General features: G+C 59.9%; 15 protein-coding genes. 6 read left to right on the forward strand and 9 right to left on the reverse strand.

Features of this window, described 5'->3' with window-relative positions:
* Positions 1 to 5: 5 nt before the first annotated feature.
* The 8 genes from MC50_RS18930 to xthA form a co-directional block, all read right to left on the reverse strand.
* Positions 6 to 1,313, reverse strand: coding sequence for a sulfurtransferase (locus MC50_RS18930; RefSeq protein ID WP_047664712.1), 1,308 nt, complete (start codon positions 1,311 to 1,313; stop codon positions 6 to 8).
* An 87-nt stretch (positions 1,314 to 1,400) separates the two neighbouring features.
* Positions 1,401 to 2,033, reverse strand: a complete 633-nt coding sequence (locus MC50_RS18935; RefSeq protein WP_046852721.1) for an ATP-binding cassette domain-containing protein — start codon at positions 2,031 to 2,033, stop codon at positions 1,401 to 1,403.
* Positions 2,033 to 3,568: an ABC transporter permease subunit gene (locus MC50_RS18940; RefSeq protein WP_032688184.1), complete on the reverse strand. Its 1,536-nt coding sequence runs from the start codon at positions 3,566 to 3,568 to the stop codon at positions 2,033 to 2,035. The genes MC50_RS18935 and MC50_RS18940 overlap by 1 nt, the downstream gene beginning before the upstream one ends.
* Entirely contained in the window at positions 3,541 to 4,710 is a 1,170-nt protein-coding gene (locus MC50_RS18945) for an ABC transporter substrate-binding protein (RefSeq protein WP_047664714.1), read from the reverse strand. The genes MC50_RS18940 and MC50_RS18945 overlap by 28 nt, the downstream gene beginning before the upstream one ends.
* A gap of 10 nt (positions 4,711 to 4,720) precedes the next feature.
* On the reverse strand, positions 4,721 to 5,287 hold the full coding sequence (locus MC50_RS18950) for a carboxymuconolactone decarboxylase family protein (RefSeq protein ID WP_047664716.1): 567 nt from the start codon (positions 5,285 to 5,287) through the stop codon (positions 4,721 to 4,723).
* Positions 5,287 to 5,994, reverse strand: a complete 708-nt coding sequence (locus MC50_RS18955) for a TVP38/TMEM64 family protein (protein WP_032688178.1) — start codon at positions 5,992 to 5,994, stop codon at positions 5,287 to 5,289. The genes MC50_RS18950 and MC50_RS18955 overlap by 1 nt, the downstream gene beginning before the upstream one ends.
* Positions 5,981 to 6,619 (reverse strand): TVP38/TMEM64 family protein, encoded by a 639-nt coding sequence (locus tag MC50_RS18960; protein WP_032688356.1) that lies wholly within the window; start codon positions 6,617 to 6,619, stop codon positions 5,981 to 5,983. The genes MC50_RS18955 and MC50_RS18960 overlap by 14 nt, the downstream gene beginning before the upstream one ends.
* Positions 6,620 to 6,868: 249 nt before the next feature.
* Positions 6,869 to 7,675 (reverse strand): exodeoxyribonuclease III, encoded by an 807-nt coding sequence (gene xthA / locus MC50_RS18965; protein WP_032688177.1) that lies wholly within the window; start codon positions 7,673 to 7,675, stop codon positions 6,869 to 6,871.
* A 446-nt stretch (positions 7,676 to 8,121) separates the two neighbouring features.
* Between xthA and astC the strand changes: the two genes are divergently transcribed.
* From astC to spy, 6 genes are all read left to right on the forward strand, one after another.
* Positions 8,122 to 9,342, forward strand: a complete 1,221-nt coding sequence (astC, locus tag MC50_RS18970) for a succinylornithine/acetylornithine transaminase (protein ID WP_004860887.1) — start codon at positions 8,122 to 8,124, stop codon at positions 9,340 to 9,342.
* Complete coding sequence (astA, locus tag MC50_RS18975; protein ID WP_047664718.1) at positions 9,339 to 10,373, forward strand: arginine N-succinyltransferase; 1,035 nt, start codon at positions 9,339 to 9,341, stop codon at positions 10,371 to 10,373. The genes astC and astA overlap by 4 nt, the downstream gene beginning before the upstream one ends.
* Complete coding sequence (astD, locus tag MC50_RS18980; RefSeq protein ID WP_046852716.1) at positions 10,370 to 11,848, forward strand: succinylglutamate-semialdehyde dehydrogenase; 1,479 nt, start codon at positions 10,370 to 10,372, stop codon at positions 11,846 to 11,848. Before astA ends, astD begins: the two co-directional genes overlap by 4 nt.
* Positions 11,845 to 13,179, forward strand: a complete 1,335-nt coding sequence (gene astB / locus MC50_RS18985) for an N-succinylarginine dihydrolase (protein WP_102990894.1) — start codon at positions 11,845 to 11,847, stop codon at positions 13,177 to 13,179. Before astD ends, astB begins: the two co-directional genes overlap by 4 nt.
* 27 nt (positions 13,180 to 13,206) lie before the next feature.
* Positions 13,207 to 14,175, forward strand: a complete 969-nt coding sequence (astE, locus tag MC50_RS18990) for a succinylglutamate desuccinylase (protein WP_047664719.1) — start codon at positions 13,207 to 13,209, stop codon at positions 14,173 to 14,175.
* A gap of 361 nt (positions 14,176 to 14,536) precedes the next feature.
* Positions 14,537 to 15,019, forward strand: coding sequence for an ATP-independent periplasmic protein-refolding chaperone Spy (gene spy / locus MC50_RS18995; RefSeq protein ID WP_032688167.1), 483 nt, complete (start codon positions 14,537 to 14,539; stop codon positions 15,017 to 15,019).
* Positions 15,020 to 15,100: 81 nt separating this feature from the next.
* Here the strand turns inward: spy and cho are convergent, their stop codons facing one another.
* Entirely contained in the window at positions 15,101 to 15,967 is an 867-nt protein-coding gene (gene cho / locus MC50_RS19000; protein ID WP_032688166.1) for an excinuclease Cho, read from the reverse strand.
* Positions 15,968 to 16,039 lie beyond the last annotated feature (72 nt).

The following is a 16,039-nucleotide window of genomic DNA, read 5'->3' on the forward strand; positions in this document are numbered from 1 at the left end:
CACGGTTACTGGCTGCTATCCGGACCGCGCACGCCGGTCTGCACCGGGTTTTTCGGATCGCTGCTCCATTCGTACCAGCCGCCATCGTACACCGAGACATTTTTCCAGCCCATCGCGCGGGCGTACATAAAGGTCTCTGAGGCGCGCCAGCCGGTGCCGCAGTAGAACGACACCTGCTGATCGGGACGAATATTCCACTGTCGCCACATGGCGGTTATATCCTCCGCGCTGCGCATGGTGCCGTCCGGGTTGTGGAAGTCTTCCATATGGGTGGAGTCGCTCCCGGCATGCCCCCAGCGGGCGCCGGCAATCTCGCCTTTGGGCTTGATATAGCTATAGCCGCTGGTGGTGCCGATAAACTCCGGCCACGAACGGATACTGACCAGCGACGCATCCTGACGATGGAGCAGCGCGCGCGCCTGCTCCATGTTCAGCATCAGCTGCGGCTGACCGGGGATCGGCGCGCCGAAGTCTGGCGCCGGTTTTTGTTCCGGCGGCATGCCGCGTTCGACCGGCAGACCGGCATCGGACCAGCTTTTCCAGCCGCCGTCGAGCAGACGCACATCTTTCACCCCGGCATACAGCAGAATCTGCGCCACGCGGGCGGCGGCGTAGACGTCGCGGCCGTAGAGAATCACCGTGGTGTCATGACGAATACCCTGTTTCGCCAGCAGCGCTTTCAGCTGCGCATCGGAGACCTTATTCCACAGCGGTTCGCTTTCGACCTCGTTGGTGTCGATATATCCGGCGCCGGGAATATGATTCAGCAGATAGAATTTTGGCGCGCCCCAGGCCGCTTCAATCACTTTCCACTGTCCGGCCGGTGCGGCGGCTACCGTTTTACCCTGCTGCAGATCGTGCAGCCACTGCGGGTAAACCAGTTGCTCAAAGTGCGGCAGCTTTTGCAGGCGATCGGGCTGACTCAGCGCATCGCTTAGGGTACTGAGATGGGTAAACCCTACGGCCTGCAGGCGCGAGGCGACTTTCGCGTTGTCTGTCTCGCTGCCGTACAGCGCGACGGGAGTCTCGGCCTGCAGCTGATGCTGTCTGGCCCACGCGCTAAGCTGTTCATCGTTCATGGCGCTGAGCCAGCTGGCGGAGAGATTCAGCGCCTGCGGTTCGTGACCCTGCGGGCCGTTGGCCTGTTGGGGCCAGCCGTTGTAGAACGCGCTCGGGCGGGTATCAATCGCGATACCGTGCTGGCCCTGGAGCGTGGAGAGCGTCAGCGTTGGCATGGTTTCAGCGGCGAAGGAGGTGGAAGCAGCAAGCCCGATCAGCAGGGCGAGTGCGGTCAATTGAGAAACACGTTTCATCGAAATGCCCGACAAGAGAAAATTGAGCGCACATTTTCCGCTGCTCCCGGCGGGAATTCTTTGCGATAACGCAGGTTAGCAGGGTTTTCATTGCCAGTTGCGCATATTCAGACAGCGGCCGCGGTCGGGAATATCGTCACTGTCGTGAGTCACCAGCACCGCCGGAATGGCGAGGCGCGCCAGCTCATCAAATACCCAGCGGCGAAAACCGGCGCGTAGTTCGGCATCCAGGCGATTAAACGGCTCATCCAGCAGCAGTGCCAGCGGGCGCGCCAGCAGCGCGCGGAGCAGGCTGACGCGGGCGCGCTGGCCGCCGGAGAGTGTCGCCGGATCGCGGGAACTGAACCCGGCCAGTCCGGCCCGTTCCAGCGCCTGCTGCACCTGAATTTTGCGCTCCGCGCCGCGGATGTCTGCCGGCAGCGCCAGCAGCAGGTTTTGCCCGACGCTGAAATGGTCAAACAGCAGCGCATCCTGAAACAAAATCCCAATCCGCCGCCGCTCAGTGGGGCGTTCATCGCAGCGTTCGTTGTTGAGCCACAGCTCGCCGCTGGCATGAAAAGGGGCCTCCAGCGCGCCAATCATCCAGGCGAAAAGCGTGGATTTGCCGCTGCCGGATGGCCCCATCAGCGTCAGCACTTCTCCCGGCGAGACGGAAAATGCGATTTCCTGCAGCAGGGGACGATGATGCAGCGTCAGGGTCAGGTTGTTTACGGTGAGCACTAGCGTAATCCTCGTCGATAGCGGCCTGCCAGCCAGGCCAGCAGGGCGGTCAGGGAAAAGACAATCGCCGGCAGCAGCAGTTGCCATAATGCCTGCGCGGCGAGCGTTGAGGTATCGCCGCCGCTGCTGAGCGCCACGGCTTCGCTGGTTAATGTCGGCGTCCGCCCAGCCCCCAGCCACAGGGTGGGCAGATACTGGGCAATGCTGACCGAGAAGCCGACGGCCAGCGCCATCAGCAGCGGGCGTACCAGCATCGGTAGTTTTACCCGCCAGACTCTTTGCCAGCGCCCCCAGCCAAGGGTTCGCGCTACCAGTTCCAGACGCGGATCGCGGTGACGCCACGCCGGACGCAGAACAAACAGCATCCACGGCACTACCCACAGCAGATGGCCCCACAAGACGGTGGCAAATTGCCCATCCTGCCAGGTATACAGCGCCAGTTGATACTGGCCGTCGGCCAGCGGCAGTGCGGGCAGAACCAGCGGTAGCCAGACCCAGCCATCGCCGCGGGAAGGGCCGCACTCCAGCCACAGCAGGCAGATAAGCGCCCCCGCCAGGCAGGCGAGAAGCGCCAGCCCCAGGCTGTTCGCCAGGCTATCGTTTAGCGCAGAGGCGCTCTGCGCCAGCGCCGCCAGCAACAGCGCGCAAAGCAGACCGCTCAACGGCAGGCCGATTGCCAGCAGCCGTCCGGCGAGGGCGCGCGGCTGCGGACGACGAATACCTCGCAGGTCAGGGATCTGTCGCTGCCAGAGACGCCATCCACCCCAGGCGCAAACCAGCAACCCTCCGAGTATGAGCAGTAACAGCAGGCTGGCGAGGGCGCCTTTCGCCTGCTGCATATCATCCCCCTGGTTTAACCATTGCCAGGCGAGTACGGCAAGCGTAGGCGGGTTGCCCGGCCCGATCACCAGCGCGACATCCACCGTCGACAGGCTCCACGCGGCGGTGGCCACCAGAACGATAGCCAGTGAAGGCAACAGCGTCGGCAATATCAGCCAGTTCAGACACTGCCAGCGGCCGTATCCCTGGCTTTTCAGGACCGTGGCCTGCTCCGCCAGACGCTTTTCGCTCAGAAGACCGTAGATCACCCACAGCAAAAATCCGCTCTCTTTGATGGCCATCGTCAGCCCCAGACCAATGCCGTAGCGATCGGCCAGCGGAGAGCAAACGGAACAGATGCGATACAACCCGCCGCCTTCGGCGAAAAGGAGCAGCGCGCCGGTGGCAAAGGCGACGTGAGGCACCGCTAACAGGAGCGGCAGGCGTCCCGCCAGTTGACGCCAGCCGCGGGAAGGCCAGAGCGCGGCGACGAGGGTCAGGCTTATCAGCAGCGCGCCGCCGAGCGCGAGGAGCGTGGAGATCAGGGTCGCCGCCAGCGCCTGCCAAATCTGAGGATCGGCGAACAGCGCCTGCCAGCAGGCGAGGCGGAACGCCGGGGCGATCATGAGCGCAATGGCCGGGAAGACGGGCAGGTAAATCAGCGCCATGATTCCCCAGGCCAGCAGAATCAGTGGGTACCGTAACGGCGCAGCCATTCCTGCTCCAGGGCATCAACCCAGGCCGCGTGGGGTTCCGCCAGTACCGGCGGCAGGTTCTGTGGAGTCAGCGCCTGCAGCGCCTGGCGCTGGTCGTTGGGTAAGCTCTGCGGGTTTAACACGCTGGGGTCGCCCCACACCGCCGGATCGGCTTTACGCAGCTGTGCCGCCGGGGAGAGCAGGAAGTTGGCCACCACTTTGGCGCCCGCCGGGGCGCGCGCATTGGCCGGAATGGTCACGAAGTGCACATTGCCGAGCATCCCGCGCTTAAAACCAAAGCCATAGCTGTCCTTCGGCAGCTCGCCGCTGACCGCTTTTTGCCGGGCATGCAGCGGGTTAAACGTCAGCGACAGGCGGAGCGTGCCGTTCGCCAGCATGGCATCCATGCGGGCCGGCGAGGTTGGGAAGTCGCGCCCCTCCCGCCACAGCAGGGGATGAAGCCTATCGAGATAGCGCCACAGCGGTGCGGTGACGGCGGCAAACGTCTGCGGGTCCGGGGGGAGACGCAGCGCGTCCGGGCGTTCCGTCAGGTCAGACAACAACTGTTCGAGAAAGGCGGTACCGGTAAAGTCCGGCGGACGCGGATAGGTGACCTCGCCGCGATGCGCGGCGGCAAAGGTCAGCAGCGCCTCCGGGCTGTCAGGCGGCGTCGGCGTCTGCGTACGTCGGGCGATAAAGGTGAGCTGCGCGCTGCCCCACGGCGACTCTGCGCCTTCGGTCGGCAGGGAGAAGTCTTCACGCACCGGCTGGCGGGTATCAACATAGCGCCAGTTTGGCAGCGTCTCCGCCCATCCGGTTTGCAGCAGGCCGGCGGTTTTCAGGGTGCGGAAGTTCTCGCCGTTGACCCACAGCAGATCGACGGAGCCATTATGCGTGCGCCCGGCACGGGCTTCCGTTTGCAGGCGCTTTACCGTATCCGCGGCATCGGCGATATGCACAATGCGCAGGTCGATAGCATAATCGCGTTTCACCTCAGCGCTGACCCAGTCGAGATAGCGATTTACCGCCGGGTCGCCGCCCCAGGCATTAAACCAGACCGTCTGTCCGTGGGCCTGGCGAGCGATCTGTTGCCAGCTATCGTCGGCGTGAGCGGCAAGCGGGGCGCACAGCAGCGCCGCAAGCCAGAGTAAACAGTAGCGCATGATCCGCTCCTTATGATTTGGCGTCTTCTGAAGAGGTTGGCTGGCGGATCTGGCACAGGCCCTGCGCCGGGATCGCCATCGCGGAATTAAACCGTGCCGACAAATTTTGTAAGCCGATCAGCGCCGTGAGTTCGGTCAGGGCCTGGGCATCAAAGCGCGCCATCAGTTTGCCGCGCGGCGCATCGTTGACCGTTGGCGGCGTAAGGCTGGCGGCTTCGGCATACTCCAGCGCCAGACGTTCGTGTTCGCTGAACAACGGGCTCTGGCGCCAGCTGGCAACGGCGAGGAGTTTATCGTCGCTGCCGGTGCGTTCAGCCAGTTTCATGCTGGTGATGTCCACGCAAAATTCGCATAGACACATCTGAGCGACGCGGGCGCTGACCAGTGCACGCAGCACCGGATCAAGGGGCGAACGCTTGCGTTCAAGATAGCCGACAAACATCGACACCAGATAAAAGACCAGCGGAATACGCCCCCACCAGCGAATAGGGCTAAGCACCTCGCCATAGTGACGACGATGCAGCCAGGCCTGCGGGCGCAGGATCAGGGGGATGGTGCGCAGCGGCGGCAACCTCATCAGGATTTCCTCTTATGACGTTCGAGATAGCAGGCTTTAGCTATAAAGATAATCAGCATCAGCGCAAACAGAACCGATAATGCGCTAATAAACCAGAATGTCCCGCCGGTTAACTGACTGCCCACCCACGAGTACACTAGCGTGGCGGGCAACTGGCCGATGCCGGTAGCAAACATAAACTGGCGAAAGCGAATCGACGTCAGACCCGCCGCATAGCTGATGGGATCAAAGGGGACAAACGGCAGCAGTCGACAGATCAACACCGTCTGTTGGCCGTAACGGTCGAAAAAGGCGTCCATACTGCGCAGCACCGTTTTTCCGGTCAGCTTTTCAACCGCTTCACGGCCCAGCACTCTGGCGATAAAAAAACACAGCGCGGCGCCGGCCATGGCGCTGGTCCAGGAAAGCGCAGCGCCCCAGAAGGCGCCGAACAATGACGCGTTGGCGAAGGTGATCAGAAAGGCGGGGAGCGGCGCCACGACAGCCTGCAGGATCATTAAGGCAAAGGAAACCAGTGCCGCCTGCGGTCCGTAGGCGTGAATAAAGCGCTCAATGGCGTGCTGATCTAATGCGGAAAAAGCCGCCAGGCTGTGCTGAATAAACGCATTCACGGCGGGGATACGCCACCAGGCGACGAGCGCGGCGACGGCGATGATGACCAGCGCCGCGCGACCATACCAGATGAGACGGGCGTTATTTTTCTTCATGGCTAACCTGCAGCGTGTCGGGATCGATCTGCCGCCGCCGGGCAAAGGTTTTGGCCCCCTGAATGAGGCTAAATAAGGCGAGGCCGGCCAGGCTCAGTTTCAGTATAAACCCCAACGTAATGCCCTCTCTGGCCAGTTCGCTCGCCATCAGGGTATAGATAAACAGCCCCGGTAGGGTCGTCAGGACCGATATCAGCATAAATGAGCCGAACGGAATGGCCGTCAGGCCATAGGCATAGTTTTGAATGTTGTACGGAAACAGCGGCACCAGGCGGGTAAATATCAGGAAATCAGTACCGCTGCGGGCAATACCGCGTTCAATAGCCTGAAAGGTCGCGGTATGTCCGGCATATGTCAGCAGCAGATCCCGACCCAGCCAGCGGGCCAGCAAAAAAGAGAGTGCCGAGGCCAGCGTGGCCGCACACAGCGATAACAGGGTGCCCCATACCGGGCCAAAGACTACGCCGCCGACCATCACCAGGATACTGCCCGGGATCAGGCACAGGGTTGCGACGATAAATAAGGCAACATAGAGCGTCCAGCCGAGCGGGCCGCTGTGTTGAATCAGCGACTGGAGATGGCGGAAGTGGGTGACCAGATCGACAAAGCCGGAGAAGGAGATAATCGCCACCGCGGCGCAGAGCAGGGCGAGAATCAGCAGCAGCTGAGATTCCGCTTTATGACGGCTTCTTTTGCATGGGGGTCTCCTGTTTTAACCGCGTTCCGTGAACCTCCGCCCCGGTCGCCAGGGCGTGCGCGACAGTATAATAAATGGCGAACTACAACAATGTCTTACCGCAGATTTATTGATTTTGCTCAGGATAAGCGGACTCTCCGCGGCCGTCAGGCCGGGAGAGTCGACGGAGAAAACGCGTTACGGTTTAAAGGTGGCCCAGACCGGCGCATGGTCGGACGGTTTTTCCATACCGCGAATGTCGTAATCAATACCGGTTTCTACGCAGCGCTGCGCCAGCGGAGAGCTTGCCAGCAGCAGGTCGATACGCAGCCCGCGGTTATCGTCAAAGCCTTTGGAGCGGTAGTCAAACCATGAAAAGCGATCCTGGTTGTCCGGGTTGGCCTGACGCCAGGTGTCAACCAGACCCCAGTCCAGCAACCGCGCCATCCACTCCCGCTCTTCCGGCAGGAATGAGCACTTACCGGTGCGCAGCCAGCGCTTACGGTTCTCTTCGCCAATGCCGATGTCGAGGTCGGTTGGGCTGATGTTCATATCACCCATGATCAACACCGGATTATCTTTGTTCAGCTCACTATCAAGATAGTTTTGCAGGTTCTGGTAGAACGCCGCTTTTGCCGGGAACTTGGTTTCGTGGTCGCGGCTTTCGCCCTGCGGGAAGTAGCCGTTGATCACCGTCACATTGCCGAAGGCGGACGGAATTTCCGCCATGATGATGCGGCGCTGGGCCTCTTCGCCATCGTTGGGGAAGCCGCGGCGTACGGCGACAGGCGTCTCTTTAGTCAGCAGCGCCACGCCGTAGTGCCCTTTTTGACCGTGGTAGAACACGTTGTACCCGAGCTTTGCCACCTCTTCGAGCGGAAACATGTCGTCGTGTACTTTGGTTTCCTGTAAGCCAATGACGTCAGGCTGATGTTTGTCGACGATGGCGGCCAGCTGGTGGGGGCGGGCACGCAGGCCGTTGATATTAAAAGAGAGAAATTTCATAGTCGCTGCCACTGTGCAAGGTGAATAGTGCAGGGATGGTAGCAGAAATTCGCCGGGCTGGCTGCCCGAAGGCATTTTATTGTGCCTGTTGTTCTGATTGGCGGCGCTGGCGTAACCAGCGTGCACCATTCCGGCGCAGGCTGCGCTAAAAAAGGGCGGATATCTACAATAAATTTCGTAGAGGATCACAAATACAGAATTATATCTTACGGATGCATAAACTATCTGATTTATTCACTGTTATGGCCGACAGATAGGATATTTATTCACTATTTATGCATTTATTGTGCATAAAATGAAATCGTAACCTATTGATATTCCTTATTTGATTCTGATTTATGCATTTTCCCCTCTGGCTGGCACGAAGCGTGCAATCTACATTTACAGCGTAATAACCCATAATTTTTAACATTATTCATACTTTTTATTTACCGGAAGAGGTCGATATGTCTCAGTCAATTACGCGTAACAATTTTGATGAATGGATGATGCCGGTCTACGCGCCAGCGGCTTTTATTCCGGTACGCGGTGAAGGTTCACGCCTGTGGGATCAGCAGGGAAAAGAGTATATCGATTTTGCCGGCGGCATTGCGGTGAATGCCCTGGGACACGCTCACCCCCAACTCATTCGCGCGTTGACGGAACAAGCAGGAAAGTTCTGGCACACCGGCAACGGATATACCAATGAGCCGGTCCTGCGGCTGGCGAAACAGCTGATCGATGCGACTTTCGCCGATCGCGTTTTCTTCTGTAACTCAGGCGCAGAGGCTAACGAAGCGGCGCTGAAGCTGGCGCGCAAATATGCTCACGACCGTTTCGGCAGCCATAAAAGTGGCATCGTCGCGTTCAAAAATGCCTTCCACGGTCGCACCTTGTTTACCGTCTCTGCGGGCGGCCAGCCGGCCTATTCCCAGGATTTTGCCCCGCTGCCGCCGCAGATCCAGCATGCTGTCTATAACGATCTCGAATCCGCCCGGGCGCTTATCGATGACAATACCTGCGCGGTGATTGTCGAGCCGATGCAGGGCGAAGGGGGCGTGGTGCCCGCCGATCCGGCTTTCCTGCGCGGCCTGCGTGAGCTGTGCGATGCCCACCATGCGCTGTTGATTTTTGATGAAGTCCAGACCGGAGTGGGTCGCACCGGCGAGCTGTATGCCTACATGCACTATGGCGTCACGCCGGATGTCCTGTCGACGGCGAAAGCGCTGGGCGGCGGTTTCCCGATTGGCGCGCTGCTGGCAACGGAAGCCTGCGCCAGCGTCATGACCGTCGGGACGCACGGTACCACCTACGGCGGTAACCCGCTGGCCAGCGCGGTGGCCGGCGAAGTGCTGTCGATCGTCAATACGCCGGCGGTACTGAACGGCGTGAAGCAGCGCCACCAGTGGTTTACCGAGCGACTGAACGCCATTAACGCGCGCTACGGCCTGTTTAAGGAGATCCGGGGGCTGGGATTGCTGATCGGCTGCGTCCTCAATGATGCCTGGGCCGGAAAGGCGAAAGCCATCAGTACCCAGGCGGCGGAAGAGGGGCTGATGATTCTGATTGCCGGCGCGAACGTGGTGCGTTTCGCTCCGGCGCTCATTGTGAGTGAGGAAGAGGTCAAAACCGGGCTGGATCGCTTTGAGCTGGCCTGCCAACACTTCCTCGCGGGAGCGTCATCATGATGGTGATTCGTCCTGTAGTCGCCGAAGATCTGGCCGGTCTGATGACCCTGGCCGGTGAAACCGGCGGCGGCCTGACATCGCTGCCTGCCGATGAAAAGACGCTGGCGGCGCGGATTGAACGTTCGCAGCAAACCTGGCGAGGGGAGCTGCCAAAAAGCGAACAGGGCTATGTTTTCGTGCTTGAAGAGACCAGCAGCGGCGCGGTGGTGGGGATTTGCGCTATCGAAGTTGCGGTGGGGTTGAACGATCCCTGGTACAACTACCGCGTGGGGACGCAGGTTCATGCCTCAAAAGAGCTGAATGTCTACAACGCGCTGCCGACACTGTTTCTCAGCAACGATCACACCGGCAGCAGCGAGCTGTGCACGCTGTTTCTCGACCCGGCCTGGCGTAAAGAGGGCAACGGCTATCTGTTGTCGAAATCGCGCTTCATGTTTATGGCCGCGTTCCGCGAGCACTTTAATGAAAAAGTCGTGGCGGAGATGCGCGGCGTGATTGATGAACATGGCTATTCGCCGTTCTGGGAAAGCCTCGGCAAACGCTTTTTCGCTATGGAGTTCTCCCGTGCCGATTACCTGTGCGGGACCGGGCAAAAAGCCTTTATTGCCGCCCTGATGCCGAAGCATCCGCTGTATATCGACTTTTTATCCGATGAGGCGCGCGCGGTGATCGGCGAGGTGCACCCGCAAACGGCGCCGGCACGTGCGGTGCTGGAGAAAGAAGGGTTTCGCTACCGCAACTATATCGACATTTTCGACGGTGGGCCGACGCTGGAGTGCGACATTGACCGGGTGCGGGCGATTCGTAAAAGCCGGCTGGTGACCGTAGCTGAAGGGCAGGCCGCGCCGGGGGAATGGCCGCTATGCCTGGTTGCTAACGAGCAGTATCTGCAGTTTCGCGCGCTGCTGGTGCACGCCGATCCGGATACCGATCGCCTGCTGTTAAGTGCGCGCGAACTGGATGCCCTGAAATGCCATGTCGGCGACCGGGTGAGACTGGTGCGTCTGATTCCCGAGGAGAAAAAATCATGAGTTTATGGATCAACGGTGACTGGCAGAGCGGACACGGACCGGCGCGGACAAAAACCAACCCGGTCAGCCAGGCGCTGCTCTGGCAGGGTAATGACGCCGACGCCGGGCAGGTGGCGCTGGCGGTCAGTGCCGCGAGACGGGCTTTCCCGACGTGGGCCAGACAGCCGTTCAGCGTCCGTCAGGCGATAGTGGAAAAGTTTGCCGCGCTGCTGGAAGCGAACAAAACAGCGTTAACCGCCGTTATTGCCGCGGAAACCGGTAAGCCGCAGTGGGAAGCGGTAACGGAAATCAGCGCGATGATCAACAAAATCGCCATTTCCCTGAAGGCCTACCATAGCCGTACCGGTGAGTCGCAGACTGCTATGGGCGACGGCTCGGCGACGCTGCGCCATCGTCCGCATGGCGTGCTGGCGGTGTTTGGCCCATACAATTTTCCCGGCCATCTGCCCAATGGGCATATTGTGCCGGCGCTGTTGGCGGGGAATACGCTGGTGTTTAAGCCCAGCGAACTGACGCCGCACAGCGGCGAGGCGGTGGTGAGGCTGTGGGCCGAGGCGGGACTGCCGCCGGGGGTACTGAACTTGCTGCAGGGCGGACGGGAAACCGGCGAAGCGCTAAGCGCCCAACCGGATATTGACGGGCTGCTGTTTACCGGCAGCTCGGCGACAGGCTTTCAGCTGCACCGCCAGCTCGCCGGCCAGCCGGAAAAGATTCTCGCGCTCGAAATGGGCGGCAACAATCCGCTGATTGTCGACGACCCGCAGGATATTGATGCGGCGGTACATCTGACCATTCAATCGGCCTTTATTACCGCCGGACAGCGCTGTACCTGTGCTCGTCGCCTGTTAGTGAAGCGCGGGGATAAGGGCGATGCGTTTCTCGAACGTCTGGTGACGGTGTCACAAACACTGGTGCCCGACGCCTGGGATGCGTCGCCGCAGCCGTTCCTCGGCGGGCTTATCTCGCCACAGGCGGCGCAAAAGGTTCATCAGGCCTGGCTCGGGCACGTTGCTAAAGGCGGAAAAACGCTGCTGGAGCCGCGGCTGTTGCGGGCCGGAACCTCGTTGCTGACGCCGGGAATCATCGAGCTGACGACGGTGGCGGAAGTGGCCGATGAGGAAGTTTTTGGTCCGCTGCTCAGCGTCTGGCGCTATGACGATTTTGATGAGGCGATTACCCTCGCGAATGCCACCCGGTTTGGGCTTTCCTGCGGGTTGATTTCTGCCGAGCGCGAGAAATTCGACCGTCTGCTGCTGGAGGCGCGGGCCGGAATTGTTAACTGGAACAAACCGCTGACCGGCGCCGCCAGCACCGCACCGTTTGGCGGCGTTGGGGCCTCCGGTAACCACCGTCCGGGAGCGTGGTACGCGGCCGATTATTGCGCGTGGCCGATGGCAAGTCTCGAAACGCCGGAACTGACGCTGCCGGAGACCCTCAGTCCCGGTCTCGACTTCCTGCGAGGTGGCGGACGATGAAAGCCTTTGAGGTCAACTTTGACGGGCTTCCCGGTCTGACCCATCACTACGCCGGGCTCTCCTTTGGCAATGAGGCGTCGACACGGCATCGCTATCGGGTATCGAATCCACAGCTGGCGGCGAAGCAGGGGCTGAAAAAGATGAAGGCGCTGGCGGATGCGGGCTATCCTCAGGCCGTCATTGCGCCACAGGAACGGCCGAATGTTTCCCTGCTGCGCCGGCTTGGATTCAGCGGCAGCGATCCGCAGGTGATCGAGAAAGCGTCCCGTCAGGCGCCGGACCTGCTGTCGGCGGTGAGCTCGGCTTCGTCAATGTGGGTGGCTAACGCGGCGACGGTTTCCCCCTCGGCCGATTCGCTGGATGGCCGGGTTCACCTGACCGTGGCCAATCTGAACGATAAATTCCACCGCGCCAGCGAAGCGCCGACGACCGAAGCGCTGCTGCGCGCGATCTTCCCCGATGAGCAGCGTTTTGCCATCCATCCTCCCTTGCCGCAGGTGGCGCTGTTTGGCGATGAAGGGGCAGCGAACCATAATCGCCTCGGCGGCGAATATGGCGCGCCGGGCCTGCAGCTTTTTGTCTACGGCCGCCAGCAGGGGGGCGAGGGGGAAAGCCCGCGGCGCTACCCGGCACGGCAGACGCTGGAAGCCAGTCAGGCGGTTGCGCGCCTGAATCAGGTTAACCCGCGGCAGGTTATTTTTGCCCGACAGAATCCGGCGGTGATTGATAAAGGGGTGTTTCACAACGATGTGATTGCGGTGAGTAATCGCCAGGTGCTGTTTTGCCATGAACAGGCGTTCGTCGATCAGCCGCAGCTGATGCGTCAGCTTGCCGGGCAGGTTGCCGGATTTACGCCCGTTATCGTACCGACCCACGCGGTAACGGTCGAAGAGGCGGTGGCGACCTATCTGTTTAACAGTCAGTTGCTGAGTAAGCCCGATGGAACGATGCGGCTGATCCTCCCCCGGGAGGCGCAGGAGCATCCTGGCGTCTGGCGCTACCTGAACACGCTTCTGGCCGCAGACAACCCGATTGATGAACTGCAGGTTTACGATCTGCGCGAAAGTATGGCGAATGGCGGGGGACCGGCCTGTCTGCGCCTGCGAGTGGTGTTGACGGAGGAGGAGCTGCGGGCGGTGAATCCGGCGGTGTTGATGAACGAGGCGCTGTTTGTGACCCTCAATGACTGGGTCGATCGTTACTATCGCGATCGTCTCACCCAGGCGGATCTGGCGGATCCACAGCTGCTGAGCGAAGGTCGCGAGGCTCTCGATCGGCTGACCCAAATCCTGCAGCTGGGTTCCGTTTATCCGTTCCAGCAGTCGCTGTGACTCTGTTTTCGTTATCAAGGAGGCGTCGTGGACGACTTTCTGGCATTAACTCTGGCGGGACGTTTGCCCCACCATTTTCATGGCGAAACGGCGCATTTTCGCTGGCACTGGCTGGACTGCGGGGTATTGCAACTGACTCCGCATGCGCGCTGCGAGCGTTCGCTGGTTCTGTCCGCGGGTATCCACGGCAATGAAACCGCACCGGTGGAGATGACCCATCTGCTGCTACAGCAGCTGTTTAGCGGTGAGCTGCCGCTGCACTGGCGGCTGCTGGTGATCTTTGGCAACCCGCTCGCGTTGCGGGAAAATAAGCGCTACCGGGACAGCGATATGAACCGGATGTTTGGCGGGCGCTGGCAGCATTTTCCCGTCAGCGACGAAACGGCCAGAGCGCGTCAGCTGGAGCAGGTACTGACGCGGTTTTATGGTAGCGGAACGGGCAGCCGCTGGCACCTCGATCTACATACCGCGATACGCGGATCGCTGCATACGCGCTTTGGCGTACTTCCGGCGCGGGAAGCCCCGTGGGATGAGGGGTTTTTAAGTTGGCTGGGGGGCGCCGGGCTGGAGGCGCTGGTCTTCCATCAGCAGCCCGCGGGGACATTCACCCATTTCAGCGGCGAACGCTTTGCTGCGCTCTCCTGTACCCTGGAGCTCGGTAAGGCGTTACCGTTTGGCGCTAACGATCTGGCGCAATTTAACGTCACCCAACGGGCGCTAATGCGTTTGCTGGTGGGCGACCTGACGGTAGTTGACGCCGATCCGGCGCCGCTGCGCTATCGGGTGGTGCAGCAAATTACCCGTCATAGCGATAATTTTCGCCTCTACATGTCGGATCAGACGCTCAATTTTACCGCCTTTCCTGGCGGAACCTTGCTTGCTGAAGATGGCGATACCCGCTATGTGGTAGAAAAGGCACAGGAGTTTGTTCTGTTTCCTAACCCGTCTGTGGCGCGCGGGCTGCGGGCCGGGTTGATGCTGGAGCGTTTACCGTAGCCGCTAGCCGAATATTCTGCCGCTCATTCGGGCGGCTGTTTAATTTTGCATAGTCATCTTGTGCGCGTAATCTTATTTTTTCGTGCGCTGGTACCTGATTGCAGATTATTCCTGGATAAATGCTTTGTTTTTAATCTTCGCTGCTTTATAATCCATCAAAACCAATCAAAAACAATGTGTTATATATTTTCTGTTGCAATTCTCTCCTTAATTTCCTTATTTTCTCCACAATTGGTGAGAAAATGTTTTTTACACTTTCATTGTTTTACTCTTGCTCTGACTAATTGACGATAAACGTCGTAAAGTTTATCTCGTCAACACGGCAACACGCCGTAAGAATAACTTAAAGTAAGGACTGGATATGAAGAAGATTACTGCTCTGTTTGTTGCCTCTACACTGGCTCTGGGTGCGGCTAACCTGGCTCACGCTGCTGATACCACCGCGACTCAGACCGAAAGCAAACCGATGATGCACCATAAAGGAATGCATGGCGGCCAGCACGAAATGATGTTCAAAGGGCTGAACCTGACCGATGCGCAAAAACAGCAGATCCGCGACATCATGAAGGGCCAGCGTGAGAACATGAAACGTCCGTCCCTCGACGAACGCCGCGCGATGCATGAGCTGATCGCCAGCGATACCTTCGATAAAGCGAAAGCGGAAGCGCAGATCGATAAAATGGAAGCGCAGCATAAAGCGATGGCGCTTTCCCGTATGGAAACCCAGAACAAGATTTACAACATTCTGACGCCGGAACAGAAAAAACAGTTCAATGCGAATTTTGAGAAGCATCTGACAGATCGCAAAGCGCCAGAAGGTAAAATGCCTGCACCAGCTGAATAACTCAGCGCTTTGAATGAAGACCGCCGGTCTTGCCCAACATACGCCGTCAGGCATTGGGCAGGACCGGCGGTTTTTTTTGTGCTAGCGAGGGGAGAGCGGATGCAGCGTAAAACGGCCGCTTAGCAGCGGTTTGCAGAGAATTTTATAGCCGTCATGATCAAAACCGGCCGGCTGGCGCGTTAAGGTCTCCGCCTGCTCCAGCGTCTCGACCGATCCCAGCCACAGCCAGTTATGAATGACGTGATAGTGGGTGAGGTCCGGGCCTTTCTCTTCCAGCGCGACGGCCCCAGGCCACGGCCAGCACACCAGCTGCAGCTGCGCCATCCGGGCGCGGAGTCTTTCATGATGCGCGGTAAGACTTTCCCGGCCGCAGCAGGCGCCGGCGCAGCGCCCCAGCGCGTGCCGGAAACAGGCGCGCCCCGCAGTGAGCGTCTCCAGTCCCAGCAGCCCGTAGCAAAGATGATGCTCGTCAGCGAGGGTTTTCAGCGCCTGCAGCGCCGCCCGCCGGTTTGCGAACAGGCCATACAGATGATTCTGGCGGGAGAAATCCACCTCACGGGCGTACACCACCTGCGGGCGTGCGTCTTCCAACAGCAACGAGCAGAGCTGCTTATTACGCCGCAGGCGCTTATTAAACAGCGGCTGGCGCTCTTTAATTAGCTGCGCCTCCAGCAGCAGCGCCCCCAGCTCTCCCGCGGTACGCTGCCAGCTGATGCTCCGCGCCTGACGCAGCATGGCCGCCTCTTCAGGGGCACGCAGATGCGACAGCACCCGGCTGCGGAGATTCACGCTCTTACCGATATACAGCGGGAGCGTATCGCTCTCGCCGTGAAACAGATAAACGCCCGGCAGATTAGGCAGTGCCTCCACCCACGGACGCAGATGTTCGGGATATTCATAGATAGCCGCGGCGTCGAATTCCAGACGCGGGGCAGATTGCCTTCTCACTACACGGGCTCCTGATGCTGGTTATTTATCCAGTATAGCAGGGCGTTCAGGTAGCGAAAAGTGCAAAAAATA

It is taken from the genome of Klebsiella planticola (assembly GCF_000783935.2).
In the GTDB taxonomy this organism is placed as follows: domain Bacteria; phylum Pseudomonadota; class Gammaproteobacteria; order Enterobacterales; family Enterobacteriaceae; genus Klebsiella; species Klebsiella planticola.